22 protein-coding genes are annotated in these 22,737 nt (G+C 37.1%); 3 read left to right on the forward strand and 19 right to left on the reverse strand.

Annotated features, from left to right (window positions below):
• Nucleotides 1–6: 6 nt before the first annotated feature.
• Genes J2Y03_RS12075 through J2Y03_RS12090 form a run of 4 tightly spaced genes read right to left on the reverse strand, consistent with a single transcriptional unit; the run spans nucleotide 7 to nucleotide 8,083 of the window.
• Nucleotides 7–1,329 carry a TIGR02679 family protein gene (locus J2Y03_RS12075; RefSeq protein ID WP_310194392.1) on the reverse strand — a complete coding sequence of 441 codons (1,323 nt, stop codon included), beginning with the start codon at nucleotides 1,327–1,329 and terminating at the stop codon, nucleotides 7–9.
• A complete protein-coding gene (locus tag J2Y03_RS12080) occupies nucleotides 1,322–5,431 on the reverse strand; it encodes a TIGR02680 family protein (RefSeq protein WP_310194394.1) in 4,110 nt (1,369 codons plus the stop codon). The genes J2Y03_RS12075 and J2Y03_RS12080 overlap by 8 nt, the downstream gene beginning before the upstream one ends.
• The gene (locus J2Y03_RS12085) at nucleotides 5,428–6,591 is read right to left on the reverse strand and encodes a TIGR02678 family protein (RefSeq protein ID WP_310194395.1); all 1,164 of its coding nucleotides are present in this window, start codon (nucleotides 6,589–6,591) and stop codon (nucleotides 5,428–5,430) included. The genes J2Y03_RS12080 and J2Y03_RS12085 overlap by 4 nt, the downstream gene beginning before the upstream one ends.
• A gap of 4 nt (nucleotides 6,592–6,595) precedes the next feature.
• Nucleotides 6,596–8,083 (reverse strand): TIGR02677 family protein, encoded by a 1,488-nt coding sequence (locus J2Y03_RS12090; RefSeq protein WP_310194398.1) that lies wholly within the window; start codon nucleotides 8,081–8,083, stop codon nucleotides 6,596–6,598.
• A 221-nt stretch (nucleotides 8,084–8,304) separates the two neighbouring features.
• Between J2Y03_RS12090 and J2Y03_RS12095 the strand changes: the two genes are divergently transcribed.
• Nucleotides 8,305–9,534, forward strand: coding sequence for an MBL fold metallo-hydrolase (locus J2Y03_RS12095; RefSeq protein WP_310194401.1), 1,230 nt, complete (start codon nucleotides 8,305–8,307; stop codon nucleotides 9,532–9,534).
• A gap of 25 nt (nucleotides 9,535–9,559) precedes the next feature.
• Nucleotides 9,560–9,802 carry a DUF3006 family protein gene (locus tag J2Y03_RS12100; protein ID WP_310194942.1) on the forward strand — a complete coding sequence of 81 codons (243 nt, stop codon included), beginning with the start codon at nucleotides 9,560–9,562 and terminating at the stop codon, nucleotides 9,800–9,802.
• An 88-nt stretch (nucleotides 9,803–9,890) separates the two neighbouring features.
• On the opposite strand, the gene J2Y03_RS12105 is transcribed toward J2Y03_RS12100, so the two are convergent.
• The 4 genes from J2Y03_RS12105 to J2Y03_RS12120 form a co-directional block, all read right to left on the reverse strand.
• Nucleotides 9,891–10,442, reverse strand: a complete 552-nt coding sequence (locus J2Y03_RS12105; protein ID WP_310194404.1) for a GNAT family N-acetyltransferase — start codon at nucleotides 10,440–10,442, stop codon at nucleotides 9,891–9,893.
• Between the two features lie 85 nt (nucleotides 10,443–10,527).
• The gene (locus tag J2Y03_RS12110; RefSeq protein ID WP_310194406.1) at nucleotides 10,528–10,857 is read right to left on the reverse strand and encodes a hypothetical protein; all 330 of its coding nucleotides are present in this window, start codon (nucleotides 10,855–10,857) and stop codon (nucleotides 10,528–10,530) included.
• Nucleotides 10,850–11,377, reverse strand: a complete 528-nt coding sequence (locus J2Y03_RS12115; RefSeq protein WP_310194409.1) for a hypothetical protein — start codon at nucleotides 11,375–11,377, stop codon at nucleotides 10,850–10,852. Before J2Y03_RS12115 ends, J2Y03_RS12110 begins: the two co-directional genes overlap by 8 nt.
• A 2-nt stretch (nucleotides 11,378–11,379) precedes the next feature.
• Entirely contained in the window at nucleotides 11,380–11,583 is a 204-nt protein-coding gene (locus J2Y03_RS12120; protein ID WP_132097248.1) for a helix-turn-helix transcriptional regulator, read from the reverse strand.
• Between the two features lie 376 nt (nucleotides 11,584–11,959).
• Here J2Y03_RS12120 and J2Y03_RS12125 point away from each other — a divergent pair, with 376 nt between their 5' ends.
• Entirely contained in the window at nucleotides 11,960–12,715 is a 756-nt protein-coding gene (locus J2Y03_RS12125; protein ID WP_310194411.1) for a sulfite exporter TauE/SafE family protein, read from the forward strand.
• A gap of 42 nt (nucleotides 12,716–12,757) precedes the next feature.
• Here the strand turns inward: J2Y03_RS12125 and J2Y03_RS12130 are convergent, their stop codons facing one another.
• The 11 genes from J2Y03_RS12130 to J2Y03_RS12180 form a co-directional block, all read right to left on the reverse strand.
• Entirely contained in the window at nucleotides 12,758–13,306 is a 549-nt protein-coding gene (locus J2Y03_RS12130; RefSeq protein ID WP_310194412.1) for a hypothetical protein, read from the reverse strand.
• Between the two features lie 165 nt (nucleotides 13,307–13,471).
• Nucleotides 13,472–14,617 carry an ABC transporter permease gene (locus J2Y03_RS12135; protein WP_132097250.1) on the reverse strand — a complete coding sequence of 382 codons (1,146 nt, stop codon included), beginning with the start codon at nucleotides 14,615–14,617 and terminating at the stop codon, nucleotides 13,472–13,474.
• Nucleotides 14,617–15,729: an ABC transporter permease gene (locus J2Y03_RS12140; protein WP_310194414.1), complete on the reverse strand. Its 1,113-nt coding sequence runs from the start codon at nucleotides 15,727–15,729 to the stop codon at nucleotides 14,617–14,619. Before J2Y03_RS12140 ends, J2Y03_RS12135 begins: the two co-directional genes overlap by 1 nt.
• A 23-nt stretch (nucleotides 15,730–15,752) precedes the next feature.
• Complete coding sequence (locus J2Y03_RS12145; protein ID WP_310194415.1) at nucleotides 15,753–16,691, reverse strand: ABC transporter ATP-binding protein; 939 nt, start codon at nucleotides 16,689–16,691, stop codon at nucleotides 15,753–15,755.
• Between the two features lie 115 nt (nucleotides 16,692–16,806).
• Entirely contained in the window at nucleotides 16,807–17,913 is a 1,107-nt protein-coding gene (locus J2Y03_RS12150) for a sensor histidine kinase (protein ID WP_310194416.1), read from the reverse strand.
• A gap of 1 nt (nucleotide 17,914) precedes the next feature.
• The gene (locus J2Y03_RS12155; protein ID WP_310194419.1) at nucleotides 17,915–18,553 is read right to left on the reverse strand and encodes a response regulator transcription factor; all 639 of its coding nucleotides are present in this window, start codon (nucleotides 18,551–18,553) and stop codon (nucleotides 17,915–17,917) included.
• 222 nt (nucleotides 18,554–18,775) lie between these two features.
• Complete coding sequence (locus J2Y03_RS12160) at nucleotides 18,776–19,063, reverse strand: hypothetical protein (protein ID WP_310194421.1); 288 nt, start codon at nucleotides 19,061–19,063, stop codon at nucleotides 18,776–18,778.
• A 243-nt stretch (nucleotides 19,064–19,306) separates the two neighbouring features.
• The gene (locus J2Y03_RS12165; RefSeq protein WP_310194425.1) at nucleotides 19,307–19,837 is read right to left on the reverse strand and encodes a GNAT family N-acetyltransferase; all 531 of its coding nucleotides are present in this window, start codon (nucleotides 19,835–19,837) and stop codon (nucleotides 19,307–19,309) included.
• A 92-nt stretch (nucleotides 19,838–19,929) separates the two neighbouring features.
• Nucleotides 19,930–20,499 carry a TetR/AcrR family transcriptional regulator gene (locus J2Y03_RS12170; protein ID WP_310194427.1) on the reverse strand — a complete coding sequence of 190 codons (570 nt, stop codon included), beginning with the start codon at nucleotides 20,497–20,499 and terminating at the stop codon, nucleotides 19,930–19,932.
• A gap of 171 nt (nucleotides 20,500–20,670) precedes the next feature.
• A complete protein-coding gene (locus tag J2Y03_RS12175) occupies nucleotides 20,671–21,645 on the reverse strand; it encodes an MBL fold metallo-hydrolase (protein WP_310194429.1) in 975 nt (324 codons plus the stop codon).
• Nucleotides 21,646–21,735: 90 nt separating this feature from the next.
• Nucleotides 21,736–22,707, reverse strand: coding sequence for an MBL fold metallo-hydrolase (locus tag J2Y03_RS12180; RefSeq protein WP_310194430.1), 972 nt, complete (start codon nucleotides 22,705–22,707; stop codon nucleotides 21,736–21,738).
• Between the last annotated feature and the right edge of the window lie 30 nt (nucleotides 22,708–22,737).

Genomic DNA, 22,737 nt, shown 5'->3' on the forward strand with positions numbered 1-22,737 from the left:
CTAATTTTACTTATTTTTTTCTAAAGTACCCGGTACCATATAAGTTTTAAACTCACTTTCTATATCACGAACAAGGTCCGTTATTAAACCTTCTTGATAACCAGCTTTTTTTCTTAATCGTATTGCATTTACGACTTCAACAAGTTCTGGTGAGGTTACTGAATCCACTTTTGAAAGTCTGCTAGAAATGTCTTCCTCTGAAATAACCTTTTCATAAGAATCCGCGTCCATTCTCCAAACAGTAACAAGATCTTGGTAACGATCTTTTAATCGTTGGGCTATTAAAATTCCCTCAGGATCGAAGTCTCCTGAATAAAATAGCTGGTACCCCGATTCAACTAGTAAATCCAACATCATCCAACTCGCAGTTCGCAGCTGTCCATGGGTACAGATCACAGGTGCTCGAGGGACCTCATCCACAATGGTAGAGCATACACTTGAATTTTCAACCACCCAAACTTTTCTCCCACTTTCAGGCCAAATGCTTTTTAGCTTCAGCAATTCTTTAAATGGTACGTTTAACACGGTACCTATCTCAGCGGCTGCCTTCCAAACTGGGTGAATCCCCATTTCACCTTTTGCAAGGAACCCGCGACAGGAAACAAAACTCCATAAATCATCCCTCATCAAACCATAGCTGCTAAGCAAATCGTTTAGTTCTTCAGTTGTTTTCGGCATCCCGGGCTCACGAAGACCTTTAAGTTGTTGATCTACCTGCATACAATTGATGAGCAATTTTCCTGTCACTAGATTAGAATCAAAAAAATGAGGGTTTCCTGTTGTTCTTTGTGCAAATAGCGGCAGTCTTTCATACTTTTTATTATGAAAAGAAAGATCTTGAAACGCACTAAAAACAGTCTTTAGTTTTTCCAGTAATTCGATTGAATCCTGCTTGTACAGAGACCAGATCCATCGTGAATCTGGTGGCCTCGACTCAATCCAGTCCCACCACCAGCTTCCTTGAGGACACGCTGCCAATAACTCTTGGAAAAAGTTCCTTTCTTTCTCGTTTTCCAAGCCTTTTTCAATACTTTTCGTAAGGATGGGTTCTTCTAGTATTTCTTCCAACAGTTCAATAAGTGTCCAGTCTGGAAACCCGGTCCTTGATAATTGTTTTTCAAAGGAAAGTAATGATACCTTTCCTTTTTCAAAGATGTCTTCTGCAGACTGTCCAAAAAAACCGGCAATCGATTCTACTTCCTTTATTGAGAAGAATTGTATACTTACAGTACCGCCAACTCTTCCCAGTGAACGATATTTTTCCTTAAATAAAGTAAATAACTTAATAAAACCAGGTTCGTCTCGAAACACCTGTACTTTGTTACTCATTTGGTACCAGCTCCTCAACAGGCTGCTCATCGATAATAAATATCCTTTGTTTCCCATCCCATTGGTAGCGAATCACCGTTACGAAATCTGCATTCTTTGGTCGAACTAACTCACAAATCGAGAGACTGGAGATGGTGTCATAATCTCCCCACAATGCTTGCGAGTTCATAATATAATTAAAGCCCAGTTGTTCTACTACTTCAAACATATCCCGGATATTATTTTCATCGACACCTGCAAAGGCTTCATCGAGTGAAATGACATACGGTGCCATTTCTCCAGCTTCCTTATAGCGTGAATAGGCAGCAGTAAATAGTGGAATATACATCGCCATTGCCTTTTCCCCGCCGCTAAATTTAAAGAAAGCGTTGTTCGTTAATTCTCGTTTTGGTTCGTTTACACGTTTGTAGGAAAGGACAAAGGTAAACCATTTTCGATAATCTAACACTTCCTTTAACACTTGATGAAGGGTCGATCCTTCATTCCGTAATTGAATCAATTCCTTCGCTTTTTCAATTCTTGATTGGAAATGTTTGGTAATGGCATTTAAATCATCTTCATTTAAAAATTTACTATTCCGCTGGAGCAGCTTGACTAAATCTTTCGTGTCTAATTCTTGCTCAGATTCTGCTGTTAATGGTTTCCAGGCAATCGAGAATGTGAGGCCAGATGAGTTATCACGGCTTTCCATGATTTTGTCCATCTCGTTCACCCATTTTTCAGCACGCTTTATTCGATTTCTTAAAATAACACCAACGGTATTGACAATAATATCTTCATAGAGTCGACGGTCTTGTTCATCTAGCCAGCCTTTTTGATCTTCCTGCTCTTTTTCTAAAGATGTGTAGACAAAATAAGGGCTCACCCGCTGACCTTTATATTCCATTAGAATCAAGCGGCGGCTCTGAAGCTGGTTCCACTCGTTTATAAATGGCTCATAATAATCGCCCCAGTCCTTTGAAAACCACTCTGGACGATTGGTATCTTCTGGGTATTCAAACATCCGGTATTCAGTTAAATATACCTGTTCATTGATGAACACCCTTGTCAGCTGCTCATTCAGTTTGGAACGATCGTACTTTCCTAGTACATGCTCGAGCTGTTTGATAATTTTTGCTGAATCCATCTCGCCGATTTCAACAAAACCACGGGTAATCTCAGCTTTTACCATCTGTTCCCATTCATCCACCATATTGGACCAGAATTCAGCGCTCGTTTCGGCTGCACCTAATTCCTTTTGACACGTTTCTTGTTTCGCTTCATTTTTAGGAATGGTTTCTAGCAGATGATTGATACCCACTTCTACATCTTCAAGCTGCTGTTGTACCTGTTGAATGCGAAGTCTAACTTCATCAATGCCTTTTAACTTTAACTGCTGCTCAATAGACTCTATTTCCGCTTGTTCTTTTCTGCGCTGTGAATCCTTGATGTTTTGCTCGCCTTTAAGCTCGTCCAGTTCCACTTCCATTTCTTCTATTCGATAGCTTAATTCCTTTGTTCTTTGTTGAGCGAAAATGCACTTTTGAAACAATTCCTTAAAGCTATAGACATGTTTAAGATAATTTTTAGCTGAGACTAAAGCTTGCCCTAAGACATCTTTTGTTAGCGTTAGATTTAGCTGACTCCCTTCTTGGTGGAGTCGCAGTTTAACAGCCTTAAGCTGTTCATATACCATTTTCCATTGTTCATCCAGTTGGTTAAGAATATTTTTCTCCGCCTCTAATTTGTGTCCAGTACTTTCAATTTGGCCGAAAACATCACTTAATACGGAATCTGTCGGCATGGTCTGTTTCCATTCTTCTGCCTGTCGAAGATTATCCTCATATTGAAACAATTGAACGTTTAGTTCATCTACAGCTAATTGGATCTGCTCAAGCAGTTCTTCACACTCCATAATTTTTTCCTGCTGGTAACGCTTGCGGGAGGAGCGGCCAATATATTTTGATGGACCTTCATTTGGAGCATGTCCAACTATACAACCAAGTGAGTATGACCCATCCACATCCACATGAAAACCAGTGCCTTCCTGTTCCAGTGGGATACTTCGTAATACTTCATCCACCAGTTTATTTGAAATCTGACTATCATTCTCTAAATCAGGTCGCAAATAATCGGCTAAGGTATATCCTAGAAGTTGCGGCTCCGGTCTAAATACCCGATCATGTGTAGGATTCAATGACTTATCAGTGATTAAGCTGTCCAATATTCCCGTTTGTTTTAATGCTGCCTCTATTCGTTCTTTCTGTTCTTCTGTGACATGATCTAGGAATTCTACTGCTGCATAAAACGGAATGAAATTTTGTCCTTCGACCTTCAACTGCTCTCGGAATACTTCTGTATCCTTGGCACACTCAGGATTTGGCATTTTCAACGTTTTCCAGTAATGGAGTTCTGTATGGGCTTTCTCCAATTCTGACTTTTTATCGTCTTTCACTGCTAACGTTAGTTCTTTCTTCGTACGGGTATCTGTAATATAATCGTTAATTCCCGCAAAGAGTTTTTCCCTTACACGTTCGTAGCGATTTTCTTCATATAATCCTTCTATCAACCGGGCAATTTCTTGACGGCTCTCATTGGAAAAATCAAGCTCCTTATGCGACTCCATCCATGTAAATACTTGGCTCTCCAGCTTTTGCTTTTCTTCCGTAAACCAATCAACCAAATGATCTAGACTCTTTCGCAATTCATCCACTTGTTTCTTTTTATCAGAGGATTGGCGCTGGAATCGGTTATGCTCTTCCACTAGACGATTCTCGTCATCCGCTAATTCTTTTAATTGGGTAAGTCGTTGTTCATGACGCCCAATCTCCTGAATCCAGATTGAAAAATCAAAATCCTCATGCCCATGACGTTCAAAATCTTGGACATTTACTTCATGCTGCGAAAAGGCTGACTCTTCTGCATCATATTGCAGTTCCTCAAGTAAATCCTCCATACCACTTTCATGTTGTCTAATCTCGTTATGACTTTTCTCTCGTTCCTGCCAATAAGTGTTGTATTGTCCATTTTTATGATCCCATTTCCGTTGTAAGGAGGCAATTTCATCTACCAATGTTTTTGTAGTTTCTATTTTCTTACGTCTTTCCTCCTCAAGATTCCAGACTTCATGTTTTTCCAGCCGTTTTTTTTCTTCTACAGCAACCTCTTTTTGCTGGATAAATTGCTGTTTCTGTTCGATTTGTTGGTTTATTTCCAGTCCAAGCTTTTCGCTCCAAGTTGTTAATTCATTTACTATCCGAGCAGCCTCAGTGGACCTTTTTAAAGCTTCCTGCCACTTCACTGTCCGTTCCGTCAAAATAAATTGATTGTACAAATGATATTGATTCACCAATCTGCTGCTAGAGGAAAACTCCCGCTCTAACTGTTCAAGCTGCTGCTGAGTTTGATCCATACTCTCAATCGTATCCGATAAATGTCGTAATTCATCGTCTGTTAAAGGGGGTAAGGCTGATTCTAAAATCTCATAAATGACTGTTGGTTTAAAATCCTTTGATAATTTAGGACTTCGCAATTGAATTAATAGCTTAATCAAGTCTTCATAGGCTTCATTTGATTGGAAGCCAAATATATATTTATTAACGAGCTCCATATATTCCCGCTGTGAATGAACAACATATCCACCATCACCGATACGGTTTTCCAATTCTTTCGCAGAAAATGGCACACGATCTCCGAGCTGAGAATGGGCTAGTTCGAAATCATGACCGATTCTCCGGTTATCCGTTATGATAAAGTACCAAGATTTGATTCCCTTATTTCTTTTTGCCTGCATCCCTATACCTGTAGTAATGTAGCGTTCGACTCCTGCTTTTTTATATTCCATAAATAAATAGCCAGTGCGCTCGTCACGATCGACTACCTCTTTTTCTCCAAGCAGATAATCTTCCATTCTGCGAGCTTTTGAACCAAACGGATCGAGGCGGTCAGGTGATTTTTTCCCATCTAATAAAACTGGCAGAAAGCTCTGCATGGTCACCGATTTCCCCGAGCCGTTTGTTCCTCGAAGGAGAAGTTTTCCATTAGAAAAATGGAAAATTTCATCATCGTAATACCAAAAATTTAATAATCCCGCTCGGTTCATCACCCATTTTGCTTCTGTCATTTTTCTGTTCCTCCTGTTTGAAAATCACTTGGATAGTCTCCTGCCATGACACCTACTAATGACTTTATCCGAATCAGAGAAGTTTCGGAATCCACTTCCACCATCATCCAATCCTTCATAGCCCGAAGCAGCTCGGTTCGGGTTCCACTTGTACTCATATCTCGAAAATACTTCGCCCAGCCATTACCATATTGCTCGCGCAAATCATCCATCACTTGTTCAAACTCACCCTCTGTCATAAGGATTTCACCATTCTCATTCGCCTTAAAACGTTCTGGCTGTCCATGAATATACTTTGATAACTGAAGGATGATGTCTGTAGATGCCTTTGTATTTGGGAAAATCTGTTGATACTGCTTTGGCTCTGCTATCGACAAAAAAGCAGTATTTTTATAGACATGTAGTTTATAATCACTATGTTTTTCGATATCTTCCGCTAAACGGTTGCGATAGTTTCGGATATAGAGGAAATCAGGGTCTTGCTGATCTCTCCGATGCAAACCAGATGAAAAGAAAAGCTTACGATAAACCCGTTTCCGCCGTTCATCTTCCTGATTCAATTTCCAGTCTTCTTTTACTAATTCCCTCCAATGTTGATACTTTGAAAAGTCATCTGAATAGGTTCTCATAAAATAACGGCTGTATGTTGTAGCTTCATACAAAACTTCCTGTTCTTCATTTTGGTCAAAGCGACTGATATCACCGTCGATTGTCATGATCAGCTGAAATTCCATTAGGATTTTTACGGCTCTAATCAAGGATTTTCGATGGGTGTATAGGGTCCAGTCAAGCGGAAAATCTCCCGGATAATCTGCCTGAATCTCCTGGCATAGTTCTGAAAGAAGGAACTGTTCATCCACTGCTTTCCCTTCCAAAAAAGAAAGGGCACAGCAAAAAATCGCATAATCCATCGGCTCTTGAAAATCTTGTATTCCCATCCATGCCTCGGGCTCAACCGGGATTTTTTCCAATTTAATAAAATGTTGGTGGACGATTAGACGCAAACCAAACTTTTCATTCATGTAGCGTCTGAGTACCTTCTCTCTTTCACGAATCAGTTGGTACCAATCCGGTTGTTCCGCACGTAAAATCCAGTAATGATGAAACAATATGTCCATTCCCTGAATCGCTTTTTCATCAAATAATTGTGTTTGCTCCATATAATCACCTAGTCTCCTCAAACACGAATGTAGCGTCTGGCATTACTATTTTTCCGTCTTCTGCTTTTAACTCGATTTGTCTCTCATGATCCAGAATTACCTTTACATGTAATCCATAATCAGTCTTAACTACACGATGTTTATTGGCCATTGATTTTCCAATCCAGCTTAATAACACTTTTCTGATGAATGGTTCGACGGTGGAAAGCGAAGAAAGAGTGATTTTTCCTTGGTTTATATATTTTTCTATTAACCTTTTCTCTTGTTCACGTTCCTTTAGATAGTGCTCTCGCTGTTCTTTTTTCTTCGATTCATTCGAATTAAAGGAACCCGGTTTCGTTTTTTCCCGATAGCGAACCGTCCTTGGTTTAATGGTTAATTCTGCCGGTGCCTCATCCCAGGTATCAACATGAAGATTCTCGGTCGTTGCTTCTGCCAACTGTAAATGCTGAATGGTCATCGAGCCAAACACAACAGCTGATAGTTTATGAGCTTCTTCAATATCCCGGCATTCTGTAAACCATTGGGATAGTTGGAGGTAGTCCTTTTTTCGGCTGCGAAAATGCTGCTGCCTCTCTCCTATTCGCTGTACGTATCGTGTCATCCTTCGAATCATTTCATTGGTCTGCCACTGGAGGATATCAAGTTCACTTTGTTGACTAGTTGACCCAAGAAACCACTGCCTTAGTGAAAACCAATATTCCTCATATTCGGTTAACCAGTCAGTGATAGACGAGGAAACGTCCTCGAGGCGGGGAATCGCTCCGCGGTGCTCGATTAATTTTTGAAAATATTTCTGCAAGCGTGCTGAGGGTAATTCCGTCAACAAATGCTGGATTTGCAGCGATGTTTTTTGCAAGGAAACGATAAAGTCTCGTAAATAGGTAGTAAACTGATTTTTATAGACAAGAAATGCCTCTGTCTGCATTCGTTGATCTGTTTGTTCACTATTAATATAAGCAATATAATCGGCTGTACTTGTCCGGATTGTTTGAAAAAAGCGAAACACATCTTCCCAAATCCGCATGTATTCTTCCGCCGATTTATTCAAATCATTTTCAAGTTCTTTTTGCAGAGTGTTTAAAGCCTGGGATAATCGATCAAACTGGGAACGTTCCAATGACCCTTGAAAGGTATCGCCTAACTTTTCAAGCTGTACAAGCATTCTCTCAATTTCTACTGTGTAAGGTGTACATTGATAGCGAAAACGTTTCTTTTTGTATTCTTCAATCGTTTTAGCGTTGGTCATATCTTGCCTTGCGATTAAATTATTCCATTTTACTAGCTGTGCTAATTGTTGATGAAGCTGTTCCTCTTGATAATCTGCAAAGCTTGGAATGGAACACATATATTCCAATAATTCTTCCGGTGCAATAAAATCTCTCATTCTCTCGTGTTGATGGTAAAAATAGCGGAGAATGGTTCGATAGTGTGCCGCTGAATCCGCTGTTAAATAGCTTGCTTCTATTATTTTTTTCATTGTTGAATCCAATGGTCATCATCCTAGTTTAAGTCTATTATTACTATAATATAATATATATTTTAGGATTTATATGGAAAAAAATACTTTACTAGATAGAAATGAAGAGTTTTTCTAAAATTATGTATACATGACTGCTCTTTCGGTTTAAATCTGAAATAATTGAACTCAAACCTGAATTGTCTGAAAAAGGTTGATTTATGTTAAGCTAATTAGTGAAAAGGAGGATTTGAATGCAGAAACGTTACCTTTTTGCTTTATTTTGGTTCATCACCATTTTACTTATAACTGGTTGTGGACAGGATTCGGTTAAACCTAAAAAAACCGATTTAGTGGAGCGACAAGAACAGATTATAGAAAAGTCACTGCCAGCGGAGAAAGAAGAAACTCAAAGTAATGAAGAAAGTAAAGTGGTTCCTACAGATTTATCGGAGCTAAAGGTCCATTACATAGATGTTGGCCAAGGTGATTCGACTTTACTTCAATTTTCAGAGGATGGCGAGGACTTTACAATTCTTATCGACGCAGGTAATTGGAAAGGAGATGAAGTGGTAAATTACCTAAAATCGCAACATGTATCACAGATTGATATTGCGATTGGTACCCATCCCGATGCTGATCACATTGGACAGCTGGATAAAGTGATTAACACCTTTAATGTGGGTGAGATTTGGTTATCAGGGAACACGAATCCATCACAAACCTTCCAAAGACTTTTAGGTGCCATTGATTCAAAGCAGGTCGATTACCATGAACCTAGAATGGGTGAAGAATTTGAAATCGGACCACTAAAGATGGATGTCCTTTATCCAAAAACGATTAGTGAACATGATAATGAAGAATCAATTTCATTAAAAGTAACCTATGGAGAAGTTGTCTTTATTTTTACCGGTGATGCCACCACGGACGATGAATTAAACATGCTTCAAAGCGGCATTGATGTAAAAGCAGATATTTTAAAACTAGGCCATCACGGATCCTCTACTTCAACGCACCCTACTTTTCTACGTGAAGTGAATCCGGCTGTTGCTATTTACAGCGCTGGTAAAGACAATTTATATGGTCATCCTCATGAAGAAGTGGTCAATCTCGTTAAGAATTCAAACATACAGCTTTACGGCACCGATGTTCACGGGACAATCCTCGTGACTACGGATGGAAAAGACTATAAGGTTTTAACAAAAAAAGATGGAACCATTACTCCATCTAGCAGCGGAAACACACCCAAAGAAACTACTAAAGAGGAACAGCCGCCGACGACGATTATTGGCAGTTGTATTGACATCAATACTGCAACTGTTGAACAACTGCAGGAAATCATTCATATTGGTGTAGCTCGTGCGAATGATTTAGTCGACTTACGACCTTTTACGTCAATTGATGATTTAGGACGAATTAGCGGAATTGGTCCAGCTAGAATTGCAGATATTAAATCGCAAGGACTTGCATGCATAGGGGGTTAGGATCATTAAAGGTTTTTTAGACAGAATCGAAGATAATCAATTTGCGGTTATTTTAGTTGACGAACTCAAAAAAGAATTCATTATCCCAAAAGCAGAATTACCGGCAGGAAGCCATGAAGAATCTTATTTTGACCTTATCATTGAAAATGATCGTATTATATCTATGAAATTGAATGAGCAAACTACCCTTTCTGAACAACAGAAAGTGGATGATATGATGGCAAAGCTTCGTTCAAAGAGTACTGGCAGTAAATTTAAAAAGAAATGAAACAAAATTAAAAGACTAAAAAAGAGTTAAGTATATTTACTTAGCTCTTTTTGGTGTGGTGCAATGTAGAATATGTATATATGTTTATTTAAATAAGATCAAGATTTTCTTTTAAGATGGAGTACATAATTAAATCATCGAATTTTCCACATGTAAATTCATAATGTCGCAGTAATCCTTCTCTTTCAAATCCTATTTTTTCTACTAATTTTTGTGATGGGAGATTATTTGGTTCGATTAAAGCCTGAATTCTTTCTAACTGAAAGTGTTGAAAGCCATACATAACAACAGCTTCCAATGCTTCGCTCGCTATGCCTCTCCCCCAATATTCTTTGCTTAGTTCATACCCAACATCTGCTCGATGATGTTTGGAAAGCCTATTAAGAAAACCACAACTTCCGATCACCTCACTGGATTCCTTTAAGGTAATTCCCCATCTAATACCTGTACCTTCTTCGAATATAGATTGATACCAGCTAATTTCATCCAAAACGTCGTCTTCAGTTTGAAAAGGGACTAACCCCATATGTTTCATAACCATTTCATCCGATAAATAGGTAAGCATATTCGTCGAATCCGTTGACGTTACTTCTCTTAAAATTAATCTTCCTGTTTCAATTATAGGAAATCGTTTTACCATAAATGTTCTTCCTCTCAATTATCAAACCATATTGTTTTGCTGAAAAACACTAAATTGTAAAATTTTGCATCTTGGAATTCTGTATTTATCTAATCTTTCGATACAATTTGTATCTCTTTCCTTCATATTTAAAAGATTTTTTATTTGATGCTTCTTGTACAGCATTTGTCACATCTTGCTGTACTATATTTAAATTACGTTGGATTTGTACGAGTTCAGATTTTCCCTCATTGATAACCAAATAATATGCATCCCTTGTCTTCAACCCAATTAATGCTTTACGAATCGCCAATATTCCCTCTAATAGGAAATCAAAGATTTGACCACTGCGGCTATTGATATCTTCTTGGATAAGTTCATAAACTTTTGCACCTTTTGGAGTAACTTTACTTAATTCTTGTTCATATTTATTCATCGTAATTCTCCAATTCATCTAGTTTTCGATTGTATCTTTTAACATTCCATTCATCCCATATGTAACTGATGGTATAAAACACAATAATACTGATAATGAATTCCATGGAGAGTGTAACAAGAATGTTCATTTTTCCACTCCATTGTGGGAACAAAAGTAGATGCTGCCAATCTTTTTCTATAAACAAAGTCCCGATAATGTTGAGGATTAAAAACACAATTGCTAAACCGAGTGAATCCCAAAAATAATATCTCTTCCTTCTATTCTTGGATTGGTGATCCGATCCTGTCGGTATATGTTCGCCTGTTACCATTTTGGGTATTAGTAAGCTTTCATCCTTACGTGCAAACCATCCAATCGATACAGGAATCATGACGATCAAGATAATTTCCATTGTACTATTCGTAATATCCTTCGTACTGGTATACTTCCAAATACACGAAACGATAAGATACAGATACACTAGACCTAGTGTTATTGCCATCCCCTTAGCAATAAACTTCTGACTTCTTTCATCCATTTCTATTCCTCCTCTATATATTTAAAAAGTTCTTCAATGGGAACGTTAAAAATTTTGGCTATGTCCCACGCTAATTTAAGCGAAGGATTATAATTTCCACGTTCAAGGTGACCTATGGTTTCTCTTCTTACACCCACCAAACTAGCTAATGTTTCCTGTTTCATATTATGTTTTGCTCTAAATTCTCTAATTTTGGTTTCTAACACATGTAACTACCTTCCTTCTACAGCGTGTTATGTATTTCTCTCTTTATGTTATAAATATATAACATGATTCTAGTGTTGTCAACGGTCTGACTTCAGGGAGTATTCCATTTCTCATCGCATTAAGGATATTCACAATTTTGTTCAAACCATAAAATACTTTTAAAAAACAGGTTTAAGCTTGTAAAAATGAAAGTCAAGATGAAAAAACGTTGGTATTACTACGAAGAATATATCGAATCGGTATTTATGGACATTATTCCTGTGAATACTACGTTTCTTCACGCCAGGGCTTTAAGGCAAAGATTACTTGTCAAAATATATAGAATTTAAATCTTATTTGTACTAAAATAAGTACATTATCAAACATCAAATTGAGGTGGACATCATTTTTGAACTTTCCTATCTAGAATGGATTATCGTTATTTTAAGTACTGTCTTTATTGGTTTTACAAAAACAGGTGTATCTAGCATGGGCATACTGGTTGCTACGATATTAATGTATGTTTTTCCCGCAAAGCAATCCATAGGGATCCTTTTGCCAATGCTCGTTGTCGGGGATTTATTTGCCGTTATTTTTTATCGTCGAAGTGTTGTGTGGAAATATCTCATTTCTCTGATTCCATGGGTATTAATGGGCATAATTATCGGTTATTTTGTCCTTGACCAAATAAACAGTGATCAGTTAAAACCCTTGATTGGCGTAATCGTATTAGCACTGGTTATCTTGCATATAAGCCGCGAGAGATTTGGAGAAAAGTTTAACAACGCGTTACCTAAATCAGTATGGTTCACAGTATCAATGGGGATTTTGGCAGGCTTTACTACCATGATAGGAAATGCTGCAGGTGGCGTAATGGCGGTCTATTTATTAATGAAAGGCTTGCCGAAAAAGGAGTTTGTTGGTACAGGAGCCTGGTTCTTTATGTGTGTTAATTTGATTAAAGTACCATTTTATATTTCATTAGGATTAATTACCTATGATTCCATTACGTTTAATATGTGGTTGATTCCTACTATATTAATAGGAGCACTTATTGGAATTAAAGTGGTTCCTCTCATACCGCAAAAGGCCTTTCAAACTCTTATTCTATCCTTTGCACTTATTGGAGCATTAAGACTTATATTTGTCTAAATACCTAAGGGGTTTGTTTTTTCAAACCCCTTCCCTCTATTGTCACCGCTCTTTCATTCCTTTTTTTATCAAATTTGTAAATTCCTCTTTTTCATCTACACTGAAAAATATTCTATTAATCGAACTACTCTTACCAATCAACAGTTTATTTTCAATAGGAGTATATAAAACTAGTTCAAATGTTGGTTCATCTAATCCAATTAACGATAAGTCGAGAATTTCCTTTTTCTTTCTGTCATCGTTATAGTGAAGGTTTCCGTTCCTTATCTCTTTAATATCATTAATATTCAGCATTACACTTGGACGAACACCAATTTTTAAGTAAAGCTCATTATTTTTTAACAGGATGGGATTCTTGGTGACCGCACGTAAATCAACTAGAAGGAATAGTATTACGGATATGGATAGGATTAAATGCAGCCAGTGTAAGATTGGACTCCATTTATAAAGAAGAAATGAAACTCCCACTGATTCCACCACCATAACAAACACCATCGCCCAAATAAATCCTATATAACCTGACTTTTTGTGATAGGTAAAATCCGCTTCTTCGTTATTATGATGAGCTTCCCGTCCCAATGAATCTGTCATCACTGAAAACCCCTTTCCCCTTTTATCTTAAAATTCGTTTAATATTTTATAAAACTAAATATTTAACTTAACTTAAGTATAGAGGGAACGTGTTTAATTTTCAATAAAAATATCAGAAAAATAGCGAACAGTAACAGACACTGTTCGCTTTATGAGCGTAACTTTTCACACAAAATTCTGTGTCGTATTTTTCCTGCTAAATCGGTAAACTGCAATTAAGAAAAAAGCGAGTGCAAAGGCGAATAATATCATGAAATTTATTAATAAACCACTAAATGCGTTTCCTTCCTGGAGTTTTGTTAACGTATCTAAGGTCCAGTGCTGCGGGAGGAAATCTGCTATTTTTTGCAAAGATGCTGGCATCACTTCAACTGGCCAAAAGCAGCCAGAGAGCATAACGGTTGGTGTGATGATAAGATTTTGTAATGCACTTGCTGCACTGCGACTGTTTGAAAAAGAGATAATCACTAACGATAACCCCACAGCAACCAAGGAGAATAAGAACATGACAAATGCTGCTTCCCAAAATGAAATGTTAATGCCGATATGAAAGATGTTTTTCATAATCGTTAAAGTGATCAAAACCTGAATGGTCATGATAATCATGTTCACGATGACATTTGAGATTAGGTATTTTCTCGCATTAATTGGAGTCGATAGTAAGCGGAAATAGGTTCGGTTTTCTTTTTCCAAAAGAATGATTTCCGACATACTACATGCGGACAACAGCATAATCATAATCAAAAAACCGATTGTTTGATTAGTCATGTTCTTGTTTTTTGTTGTATCTTCTAAAAATTGAGTGGACAACTTGAAATTTGATTGTTGATAATCCTTATACATCTGCTCAAAGGTTTGTTGGTTCCCCTCTGCTGCAAAACTAATGGTTGCGATATTATTGATGTATTGATGTAAATAGGATTTCACGTACCCGGTAATGGCGGCACCCTTGATAGAGGTGATTTCTATATGGCCAGGCTCCCCCTTTAAAACACTTTCTGAATACCCTTTTTCAAAGGTAATAACACTGTCCAGTTTACCGGATGAAATGTTTTCTTGAACATCTTCCACTTCAATCTTGGAAATCTCCACATTCTCTAAACTCTTTAAAAATTCGATCGTATCCGAAGTGATTTCGTTCTTGTCTTGATTTACAATTCCAACATGAAGGACTACTTGATGATTACCAGCATATACAAGGAGGGAAATAAAAATTCCAATTAACGGCAAACAAAGATACATAATAATGTTTTTCTTTTTTCGAAATGTTACCTGAAGTGTATTTTGAATCAGCCAGAGGATATCCTTCATTATAGCCCCTCCCTTCTTTGCAAAGAGATAATAGCCACGAGTAAAAACAACAGTGACCCAGTAAGATTGATGGTGATTGCAGGAATGGCTGCAGTAAAGTCATTCGCATAAATGATTTTGGTGATTGCTGTATTCATCCAGGTTAGCGGCGAGAGTTCGGTAATAAACTTAAAAATTCCTTCTGGGTTCTCAATTTTATAATAAGCACCTCCAAAGAATGACGATAACTGTGCAAATAACATAATAAAAATGGTCGGAGCAGCACTTGTTTTCGTTAGGAAGCTTACGCCAATTCCCATGCTCACCGCAAACACAATTTCTGTCAACAAAACAAGAGAAACCAATCCAAGATTGTCACCCCAATTGGCATTAAAAAAGAGCTTGCTAAACGAAATGACAAGGATAATACAGACACTATTAACAACGAGGCTGCCCAGCACTTTTCCGATAAAGATTTCACTTTTTCTTACCGGCGAAACAATGAGACGATTCCCGGTCTTTCTCACTCGTTCACTCACTATTAATGAGCTTGACCCCATCGCCCCATAAAGAATAATCATCGTTGTTGTCACAATCGCATAGTAATCCATCGAACCTGGCTGTTTATCAGGAAGTAGTGAAGTTTCTTTGATAAAATCATTTGGCTGCTCACGTGTGAAGGCACTTTCTACCTTATCAGGAGCTGTCTTGATGATTTCTGCAGCAATATTGGATTGACCTACATAGGAGGAAAGCATTCCTTGAAGGATATTTCCTTCAATACTGCTAGCATTGTTTAAAAACAGCTGAATTCCGTCTTCTTTCACTTCCACATATCCATCGTACTTCATTTGCTTTACTGCTTTTTCACCATCTTGATTTTCTATAGCTTCCTTATAATGAATACCTGATTTTTCGGTCTCAGTTATAAAGAACTGAAAGTTTTCACTGTTCGAAGTATCTTTATATAACACATGGATATCTTCCATCGGTAGACCAGTCGTAAACGTGTTCGACAAGGCTGTTCCTAATACGAGCATTAATAAAATCGGGAAAGCCAGCATAAAAAACAAGGTTCGTATATCGCGGAAGTCCGTCTTAATTCCCTTCCAGGCAATATTGACTATATTCAACATAAAAACCTCCTTTCTGTCTCTTATTGATCTCGGAGCTTTCTTCCTGTTAATGTTAAAAATACGGTTTCCAAGTTCGGGGCTTTTTCCTGTAATGAGCGGATTTCGATATGACTGCTCATGAAATGCTCGATGATTTTGTTTAAGTTATTGACTCCCGTATCCGAGTTAATTTTCACGAAGTTTTCCTCTACTGAAACGGCTTCAACGCCAATAATCTCTTTTATAGAATCTATGTTCAGATTTTGCGTTGATTTGACCTCAATCCATACATCCTTTGTATTGGTAATAATCGATTTAAGCTGTTCCTTCGTTCCTTCAGCAATGATTTTCCCATGGTCAATGATGGCAATCCGTGAACAGATTTCCTCTACTTCTTCCATGTAGTGGCTCGTGTAAATGATGGTACATCCCATCTCGTTCAGCCTCCTTACGGAAGTAAGGATATAGTTACGAGATTGTGGATCAATCCCGACAGTTGGTTCATCCATAATGATTAGTTTAGGACGATGGGCGATGGCACAAGCGATATTCAACCGTCTCTTCATCCCGCCGGAAAAACTCTTTGGGTAACTTTTATGTTTATCTTGTAAGCCGACAAAGGTTAGCGATTCTACCACTCTTTCATTTAGTTCAGAACCGCGCAAACCGTAGAGCCCAGCAAAGAATTTCACATTTTCGTAGGCAGTCATATCTTCATAAATGGCCAACTCCTGTGGAACCATCCCAAGATTCATTTTGGCAAAACGACTGTGTTTTGCACTATTCTTCCCAAGGATACTAATACTTCCTTCATTACTGTGCAATAGCCCTGCAATCATATTTATGGTCGTGCTTTTCCCTGCTCCATTGGCACCTAGAAAACCAAAAATCTCCCCCTCAGCAACGGATAAGGACATATTATCAACCGCAATAAAATCCGCGAATTTTTTTGTTAGGTTCTTAATTTCTAAAACATTCATCTCTTCACCCCTAAATCGATTGTATAGTTAAAGTATAAAGAAAAAGAATGAACGCAAGTAGTGCAATCGTTCATTCTTTCCACATGAAGATATTCATATTGTGAGCATGAGAAACTCATGATTGAATTGGCAGGAGCATAGTAACGGAAAAACCTTGTGTACTGTCAACGATAATTTTTCCATTTACAGACGCTGTTCGCTCTTCCATTCCAATAATTCCTAGCCCTTTTTTAATCAGATCTGTTCCTAAACCATTATCTTTAACCTCGACCTTAACCATCTTGTTTAATATCTTCAATTCAACGGATATTTGAGTGGCATGCGAATATTTCATGGCGTTTGTTAGTGCCTCAGTGACATTTTCATGGATGATTTTCCATTGAATGGGGGTAATGATTTCTAAATTCCCTTCATAAGTGAGTATTGCTTTTATTTGTTCTTTAGAATTAAATTCTTCCATAAACAGCTTCATCCGATGGATTCCAACTTGTTCTGTGGGGGGCTTCATATTTTTTAGCGTCATCCGGATATTTTCTATTCCTTCTTTTGAAATATTGATGGCATTTTGCAAAAGTTCCGTTGCTTTTTGGGAATCAGACTCCATTAACCTTTTGGCTGCCTCCATTTGAAATAAGGCTCCTGTCAATGAATGACCAATTTTATCATGGATTTCCTGTGATATTCGATTTCGTTCTTCTAATTTAACGGTGTATTCCGATTGCCTTATGTATTCTGTATTTTCATTTACGTTTTTCGTTAATTTTTGGAGTGATTTACGCATGGTGTCTATTTGCATTTCATTCTTTCCTAGCTTCTCACTAGAAATGGAAGTGATGAAAAAAATCATAAAACAAAAAATGGCGACTAATCCATAAGTGGGCTGTATAGGCCCATTTAGATATAAAATCGGGATAAGCGATAGAATCAATATGGATAGTTTATTATAAATAAAATTTGCGGCCAATTCCGTTATCGATAGCGGTATAAGCAAACTGAACAATGGATGTAGGAAGAAATAGGATACCGTTGAAATAGCCATCGATAGTAAGAGGAGAATCACTGTGGCCGTATTCACTTTAAAAATATGTTTGGTGATATTGACACTAAAATATAGAAGAAGTGCGAGAACGATCCAGGAGATATCACTGATGTTTGCCTGAACAAAATTGAAAGCAATAAAAATAAGCAATAATAACTTCGTAGAAAGAATCAAAAAATCCATTTTATTCCACTTTCCCAGTGATATAGTAAATCGCAATTTGTGTTCTGTGCTCCAACCCGGTCTTGCCTAGAATGGAGGTGATATAGTTGGCAATTGTACCTTCTGAAATGAATAATTCCTTTGATATTCCCTTATTCGAAAAACCTCTGGCAATAAGGGACATAATCTCTCGTTCTCTTTCGGTAAATAAGTTCAGATCGATTTTCGTTTCTGTTGCTTTCGTTTCCGATAGATTACTCTTGATTTTTTCTAAAATTACATCTTGAATAATACTATTTCCATTCATGACACTCTTCATCGCATCGCGTATTTGCTCTGGGTCATTATTTTTTAATAGATATCCTCTTGCCCCATTTTTGATAGCATCCAGAATGTAATCGTCATCATCAAATGTCGTTAAGATGATTGGCTTGGTATTAGTTTGTTCGCAAATCAGTTTCGTTGCTTCGACACCATTCATATTGGGCATACGAACATCAAGCAAAGCAATATCAACCTCATGCTTTAAGCAATAATCTACCGCCTCTTTGCCATCGCTAACTGTGACCAATACTTCAAACTCCGCGTATGTAGAAAGAATAATTTTCAAACCTTCCCGAATAAATGAGTTATCATCCGCGATTATGACTTTGATTTTCATATGATGGGGAGATACTCCCGCTGCTCACATCCTCTTTTTTGACTATATCTATCTGTTATTATAGTATTTTATCATTTTTCCTTCACAAATGGGAAAGATTGGATTAAGGCTGGAACAAGAAAAAAGCGATTCCTGATTAATCAAGAATCGCCTCAGTTTTTGGTAAATAGGAAAAGCTTGAGTTTTTACCTATCTTCTCAAATAATTCAAATTCGTTGAGGATTATTTATGACCTTTTATTTCATTATAAATAGCAACAATAATATCAATATTATTATCAATAAAATTAAGGCGTTCTTTTGAAACCCTTGCCCATTCGTCAGAAAAATTGATAGCCGACATGATGTGTTTCAGATTAAAGGTATATCCTTCGTGAAGTTCAGAAATGACGTAACTCACTCCACAATGATTCCCAGCTTTATCCATAATGCCTTCAATGTCATTTTTTAGCCAATCCGGAGCAACCTCAGTCGATTTTTTCAGTAATAATTCATATTCTTCATTAAACATCTTTTCTTCCTCCCGATTATTTCAAAAATCGTTATAATAAATCTAATAAAACCAATAATAACCATATAGTAAGTATTCGTCTTATTCTCTAACATCATACAACATCTTACATAGAACATCTAACGTTTAGAAAAGTTTCTTTTTTTAAGATGTCTATTATATTGATAATAAAGAGCACTTGCTCTTCTTGAAGAAATGGTCTATTTCCTGAATTATTTTTTCATCAGTTATAAGGCTTCCGACTTAGTTTACTCCTAAGTATTTCTCCATGCGAATATCCTTCCACATTTTATCCTGCCAATAGGTAAAATTCTCAATCCGACCGATTTCCTCGTAGCCAAGTCTATGATAGAGTTTTTGAGCATCTATGTTATATTCAAACACACCCAATTCCACACGATAAAAGCCGTGCTTCTTAATTTCTTCCTCAAGGTATTGTATGGCCTTATAGCCAATCCCTTTTCCCCTGCCTTCAGGATCACCTATCGTAATACCTATCCATGCGGTTCCAGGCACTTTTTTATAAAGGTGGCTCGGGTCAACCATATAGTTCATTTCGCCAATTAACTTGTCATCAAGATAGATTAAATAGGTATGATTGTATTGAAGGCGTTGTTTTAAATGTTCCAGTGTTACTATATCCCGTCGTTCCAATTCTAACTGGTTTTGGTTGGGACGAGTTAATGGAATCAAATCAGGATTGTTTTCCCAGCGATTAAACACTTCAACATGGGTTGTGTTCGGTTTTATTAATTTTTCAAAATAAACATTCACAGGGCTTACCCTCCACCTATAACATAACTTTCTTTAATAGTACCTACTACTTCTTCTGCTCTCCATAATGACTTTGGTCTTCATTCTCCACCTCATTGCTTCCATTTAAAGTTCAAAAGAGTAGGTAATACATCCAAAATAATTTTTAATGGCTCACTTGTTTTTTGTGTTAAACAGAGCAAAATTGCGCCTTCAAGCGAAGCCGTCATCATGACAGCAATAGAATTAGCTGATTCTTCTGAGATGCCATCTGCTACTAACTTGTTTAAATAGATGCGTTGCATTTTTATGTATAGGTTTGAACAGGCATTCCTGACTGGTTCACTTAATAATGCCATTTCGCTAATGATACTGCTAAAAGTGTATGCTGAAATCGTTCCTTCCGATTCAAAATTAGCAATTAACTTGTTAATCATTGCAGTCGCGGCTTCTTCTGTTGTCGGATACCGTTCAAATATATCCTCGATATCATTGGTCATACCTTCACTCATTGACTGAAGACAGGCAATAAGTAATTCTTCTTTTCCATTCGGAAAATGATGATAGAGGGAACCTTTTGAAAAATTTCCTGCTTTTAAGATCTCGGTTAAACCGACACCTATATATCCCTTTTGTTGAAAAAGATTTTTTGCAATATCAATCATCATCGATTTTGTATCCATTTTCGAGATCCTCCATCCAGTTGCAAACCGTGAAAGTCAATTAGCTGACTCGGTCAATTCTATTACTAGAATAAATAATGTGGTTTCTAAAGTCCACCATATTAACACATTGTTTTAAAAGAAGTTCATTTTACACACATCTCTCCAAACAAAAAGGAGCTGATATCATCATCAACTCCATTCTCGGCAATAATAATGCCAAATTCCTTTTTCCATTTCCTTCGTAATTTTCCCTTGTAATTCAAGATAATCTAGATAACCAATAACTTTTGACATCGTATTGAAAAATTGCTGTTCATACTTTTCTTTATATACAAATTGGGCAATTCCACTTGCGGTTGAGTTTCCAGATTGAATTATGTTTATGTATTTGTTGGCTTTTTCATCGATCTCTTTTATTCTTTCTTTCAATAAATCAACAGGATTTTCTATTGTACTACCGTGGCCTGAAAAAACAAGTTCTGAATTCAGTGACAAACATTTCTCTAATGACTGTTTTTGTTGGACCAAGGATTTTGTTCGGGTCCCGTCATAATTTGGTTCAACCATGGCATTGCTTGGAATATGTTGCATTAATAAATCACCAGCAAATAGCCATTTACACTCTTTATTATAGAAAGCTACCTGGTCTGGAGTATGCCCTGGAATTTCAAAAATATCAAAACCAATAAGGTGGTTATTGGTGAATTCTTGAATTTCGCAATGGATTGTTTTATTCTCCCTAAGAATAATAGGATTACGTGCATCATCTACTTGTTTATCACCAAACTCACCACATCCCATCTCTTGGTATAGCTTTCTAAAAAACTCTATTCTCATTTTCATATATTGAGTGTCTCTTTTTAGTATAAGTTTGGCATAGGGATGGGCATATACGGGAATGGAATGGGTGGAAACAATGCGGTTGACTAAGCCAATATGGTCGATGTGGTTATGCGTAAGTAAAATTCCTGTAATATCAGTTAGTGTGTAATCATGATCCTTTAGAGTCAATTGTAAGGCATTCCAGCAATCATCATTGTTCAATCCGGCGTCAATTAACGTTAAGGAATTCGCTTGTTTAACTAAGAAAAAGTTAATACTTGCTAATTTATTAGAAGTAGGAACCATAACAGGATATACCTCCATATTGTTCTTTTTATACATCATAATCACCACCTCTAAAAATAAAGTACAACCTAGCCCACCTCTTTTGCGAAGAGGCGGGCTAAGTTGTTTCACCATAATATTTTAGAATTATGGATTAATCACAAGACCATCCTCAGCAGCTATAATTTTTCCTTTATAACCTGCATCTGAAAATACTTTTGAAATACTTGGTATGTCTACCTTACCTAGACCAATATGGGTTAGAACAAGTTTTTTAGCCTTTGATTCTGCCGCCATTTTGGCAAGGTCTTCTATAGTAGCATGCGATTGCTTTAAACCGTTCTTTAAATTTTCCCGTGCTTGTTCGGGTACGAAGGAAAAATCACTCGCTAACATTCCATCTATCACCAGTATATCGGTATTCTTTGCAAACTTTGCAAATTTATCAGAATAGATTAAATCACCTGATACCACTACACTTTGTCCCTTTGCATCAAAACGATAGGCATAGGTTGGAACAGTATGCGGGACAGGAATGGACGTAATTTTCACTCCATCGAGCTCAAACTTATATTGATTCTCTGTAAAATCTTTAATATTTACATTTGTAAAAATTCCATCCTTAGGCCAACCCAAACTAGAACGATACTCTAAATCTGACTTAAAAAAATTAACTGTCGTATCATAAAGTTCTTGGACTTGAGGTCCTACTAGATTAAGGGAACGCCTTCCTGTAGGTCCCTGCCAACCATCAATGAAAAAGTTCCAAAAGCCTCCATTATGGTCAACATGCTGATGTGTAAACAACATATTTGTAATTTTTTCTGCAGGTAATCCAATCTTTAATAGGGTGCTAGTTGTATTTTCACCACTGTCAACTAAGAAAAATTTATTATTATATTGAACTAATGTACTTGGAGCCCCACGACCAACCTCCGTTTTTGGGTTGCCTGAACCAACAGTCACAACTCGAAAACCATCAGGGACAGTTTCAAATGCTGAACTTGCAGTATTATTTTGTTGAGATTTTTTATCGGCAATAGCTGATTCTTTCGTACCACATCCACTAATAATAAACATAAACACTAATAAAAAAAGAAATAAAAATTTACCTTTCATCTATTCAACTCTCCTTCTATTTATAAAGTT

This window comes from Neobacillus niacini, from assembly GCF_031457145.1.
Lineage (GTDB): Bacteria > Bacillota > Bacilli > Bacillales > Cytobacillaceae > Neobacillus > Neobacillus niacini_J.

Bases quoted from the DNA above. Each gene is read 5' to 3' on its own strand.
- J2Y03_RS12075 (WP_310194392.1), bottom strand. From the start codon at position 1,329: ATGAGTAACAAAGTACAGGTGTTTCGAGACGAACCTGGTTTTATTAAG.
- J2Y03_RS12080 (WP_310194394.1), bottom strand. From the start codon at position 5,431: ATGACAGAAGCAAAATGGGTGATGAACCGAGCGGGATTATTAAATTTT.
- J2Y03_RS12085 (WP_310194395.1), bottom strand. From the start codon at position 6,591: ATGGAGCAAACACAATTATTTGATGAAAAAGCGATTCAGGGAATGGAC.
- J2Y03_RS12095 (WP_310194401.1), top strand. From the start codon at position 8,305: ATGCAGAAACGTTACCTTTTTGCTTTATTTTGGTTCATCACCATTTTA.
- J2Y03_RS12105 (WP_310194404.1), bottom strand. From the start codon at position 10,442: ATGGTAAAACGATTTCCTATAATTGAAACAGGAAGATTAATTTTAAGA.
- J2Y03_RS12110 (WP_310194406.1), bottom strand. From the start codon at position 10,857: ATGAATAAATATGAACAAGAATTAAGTAAAGTTACTCCAAAAGGTGCA.
- J2Y03_RS12115 (WP_310194409.1), bottom strand. From the start codon at position 11,377: ATGGATGAAAGAAGTCAGAAGTTTATTGCTAAGGGGATGGCAATAACA.
- J2Y03_RS12130 (WP_310194412.1), bottom strand. From the start codon at position 13,306: ATGACAGATTCATTGGGACGGGAAGCTCATCATAATAACGAAGAAGCG.
- J2Y03_RS12135 (WP_132097250.1), bottom strand. From the start codon at position 14,617: ATGAAGGATATCCTCTGGCTGATTCAAAATACACTTCAGGTAACATTT.
- J2Y03_RS12145 (WP_310194415.1), bottom strand. From the start codon at position 16,691: ATGAATGTTTTAGAAATTAAGAACCTAACAAAAAAATTCGCGGATTTT.
- J2Y03_RS12150 (WP_310194416.1), bottom strand. From the start codon at position 17,913: ATGGATTTTTTGATTCTTTCTACGAAGTTATTATTGCTTATTTTTATT.
- J2Y03_RS12155 (WP_310194419.1), bottom strand. From the start codon at position 18,553: ATGAAAATCAAAGTCATAATCGCGGATGATAACTCATTTATTCGGGAA.
- J2Y03_RS12160 (WP_310194421.1), bottom strand. From the start codon at position 19,063: ATGTTTAATGAAGAATATGAATTATTACTGAAAAAATCGACTGAGGTT.
- J2Y03_RS12170 (WP_310194427.1), bottom strand. From the start codon at position 20,499: ATGGATACAAAATCGATGATGATTGATATTGCAAAAAATCTTTTTCAA.
- J2Y03_RS12175 (WP_310194429.1), bottom strand. From the start codon at position 21,645: ATGTATAAAAAGAACAATATGGAGGTATATCCTGTTATGGTTCCTACT.
- J2Y03_RS12180 (WP_310194430.1), bottom strand. From the start codon at position 22,707: ATGAAAGGTAAATTTTTATTTCTTTTTTTATTAGTGTTTATGTTTATT.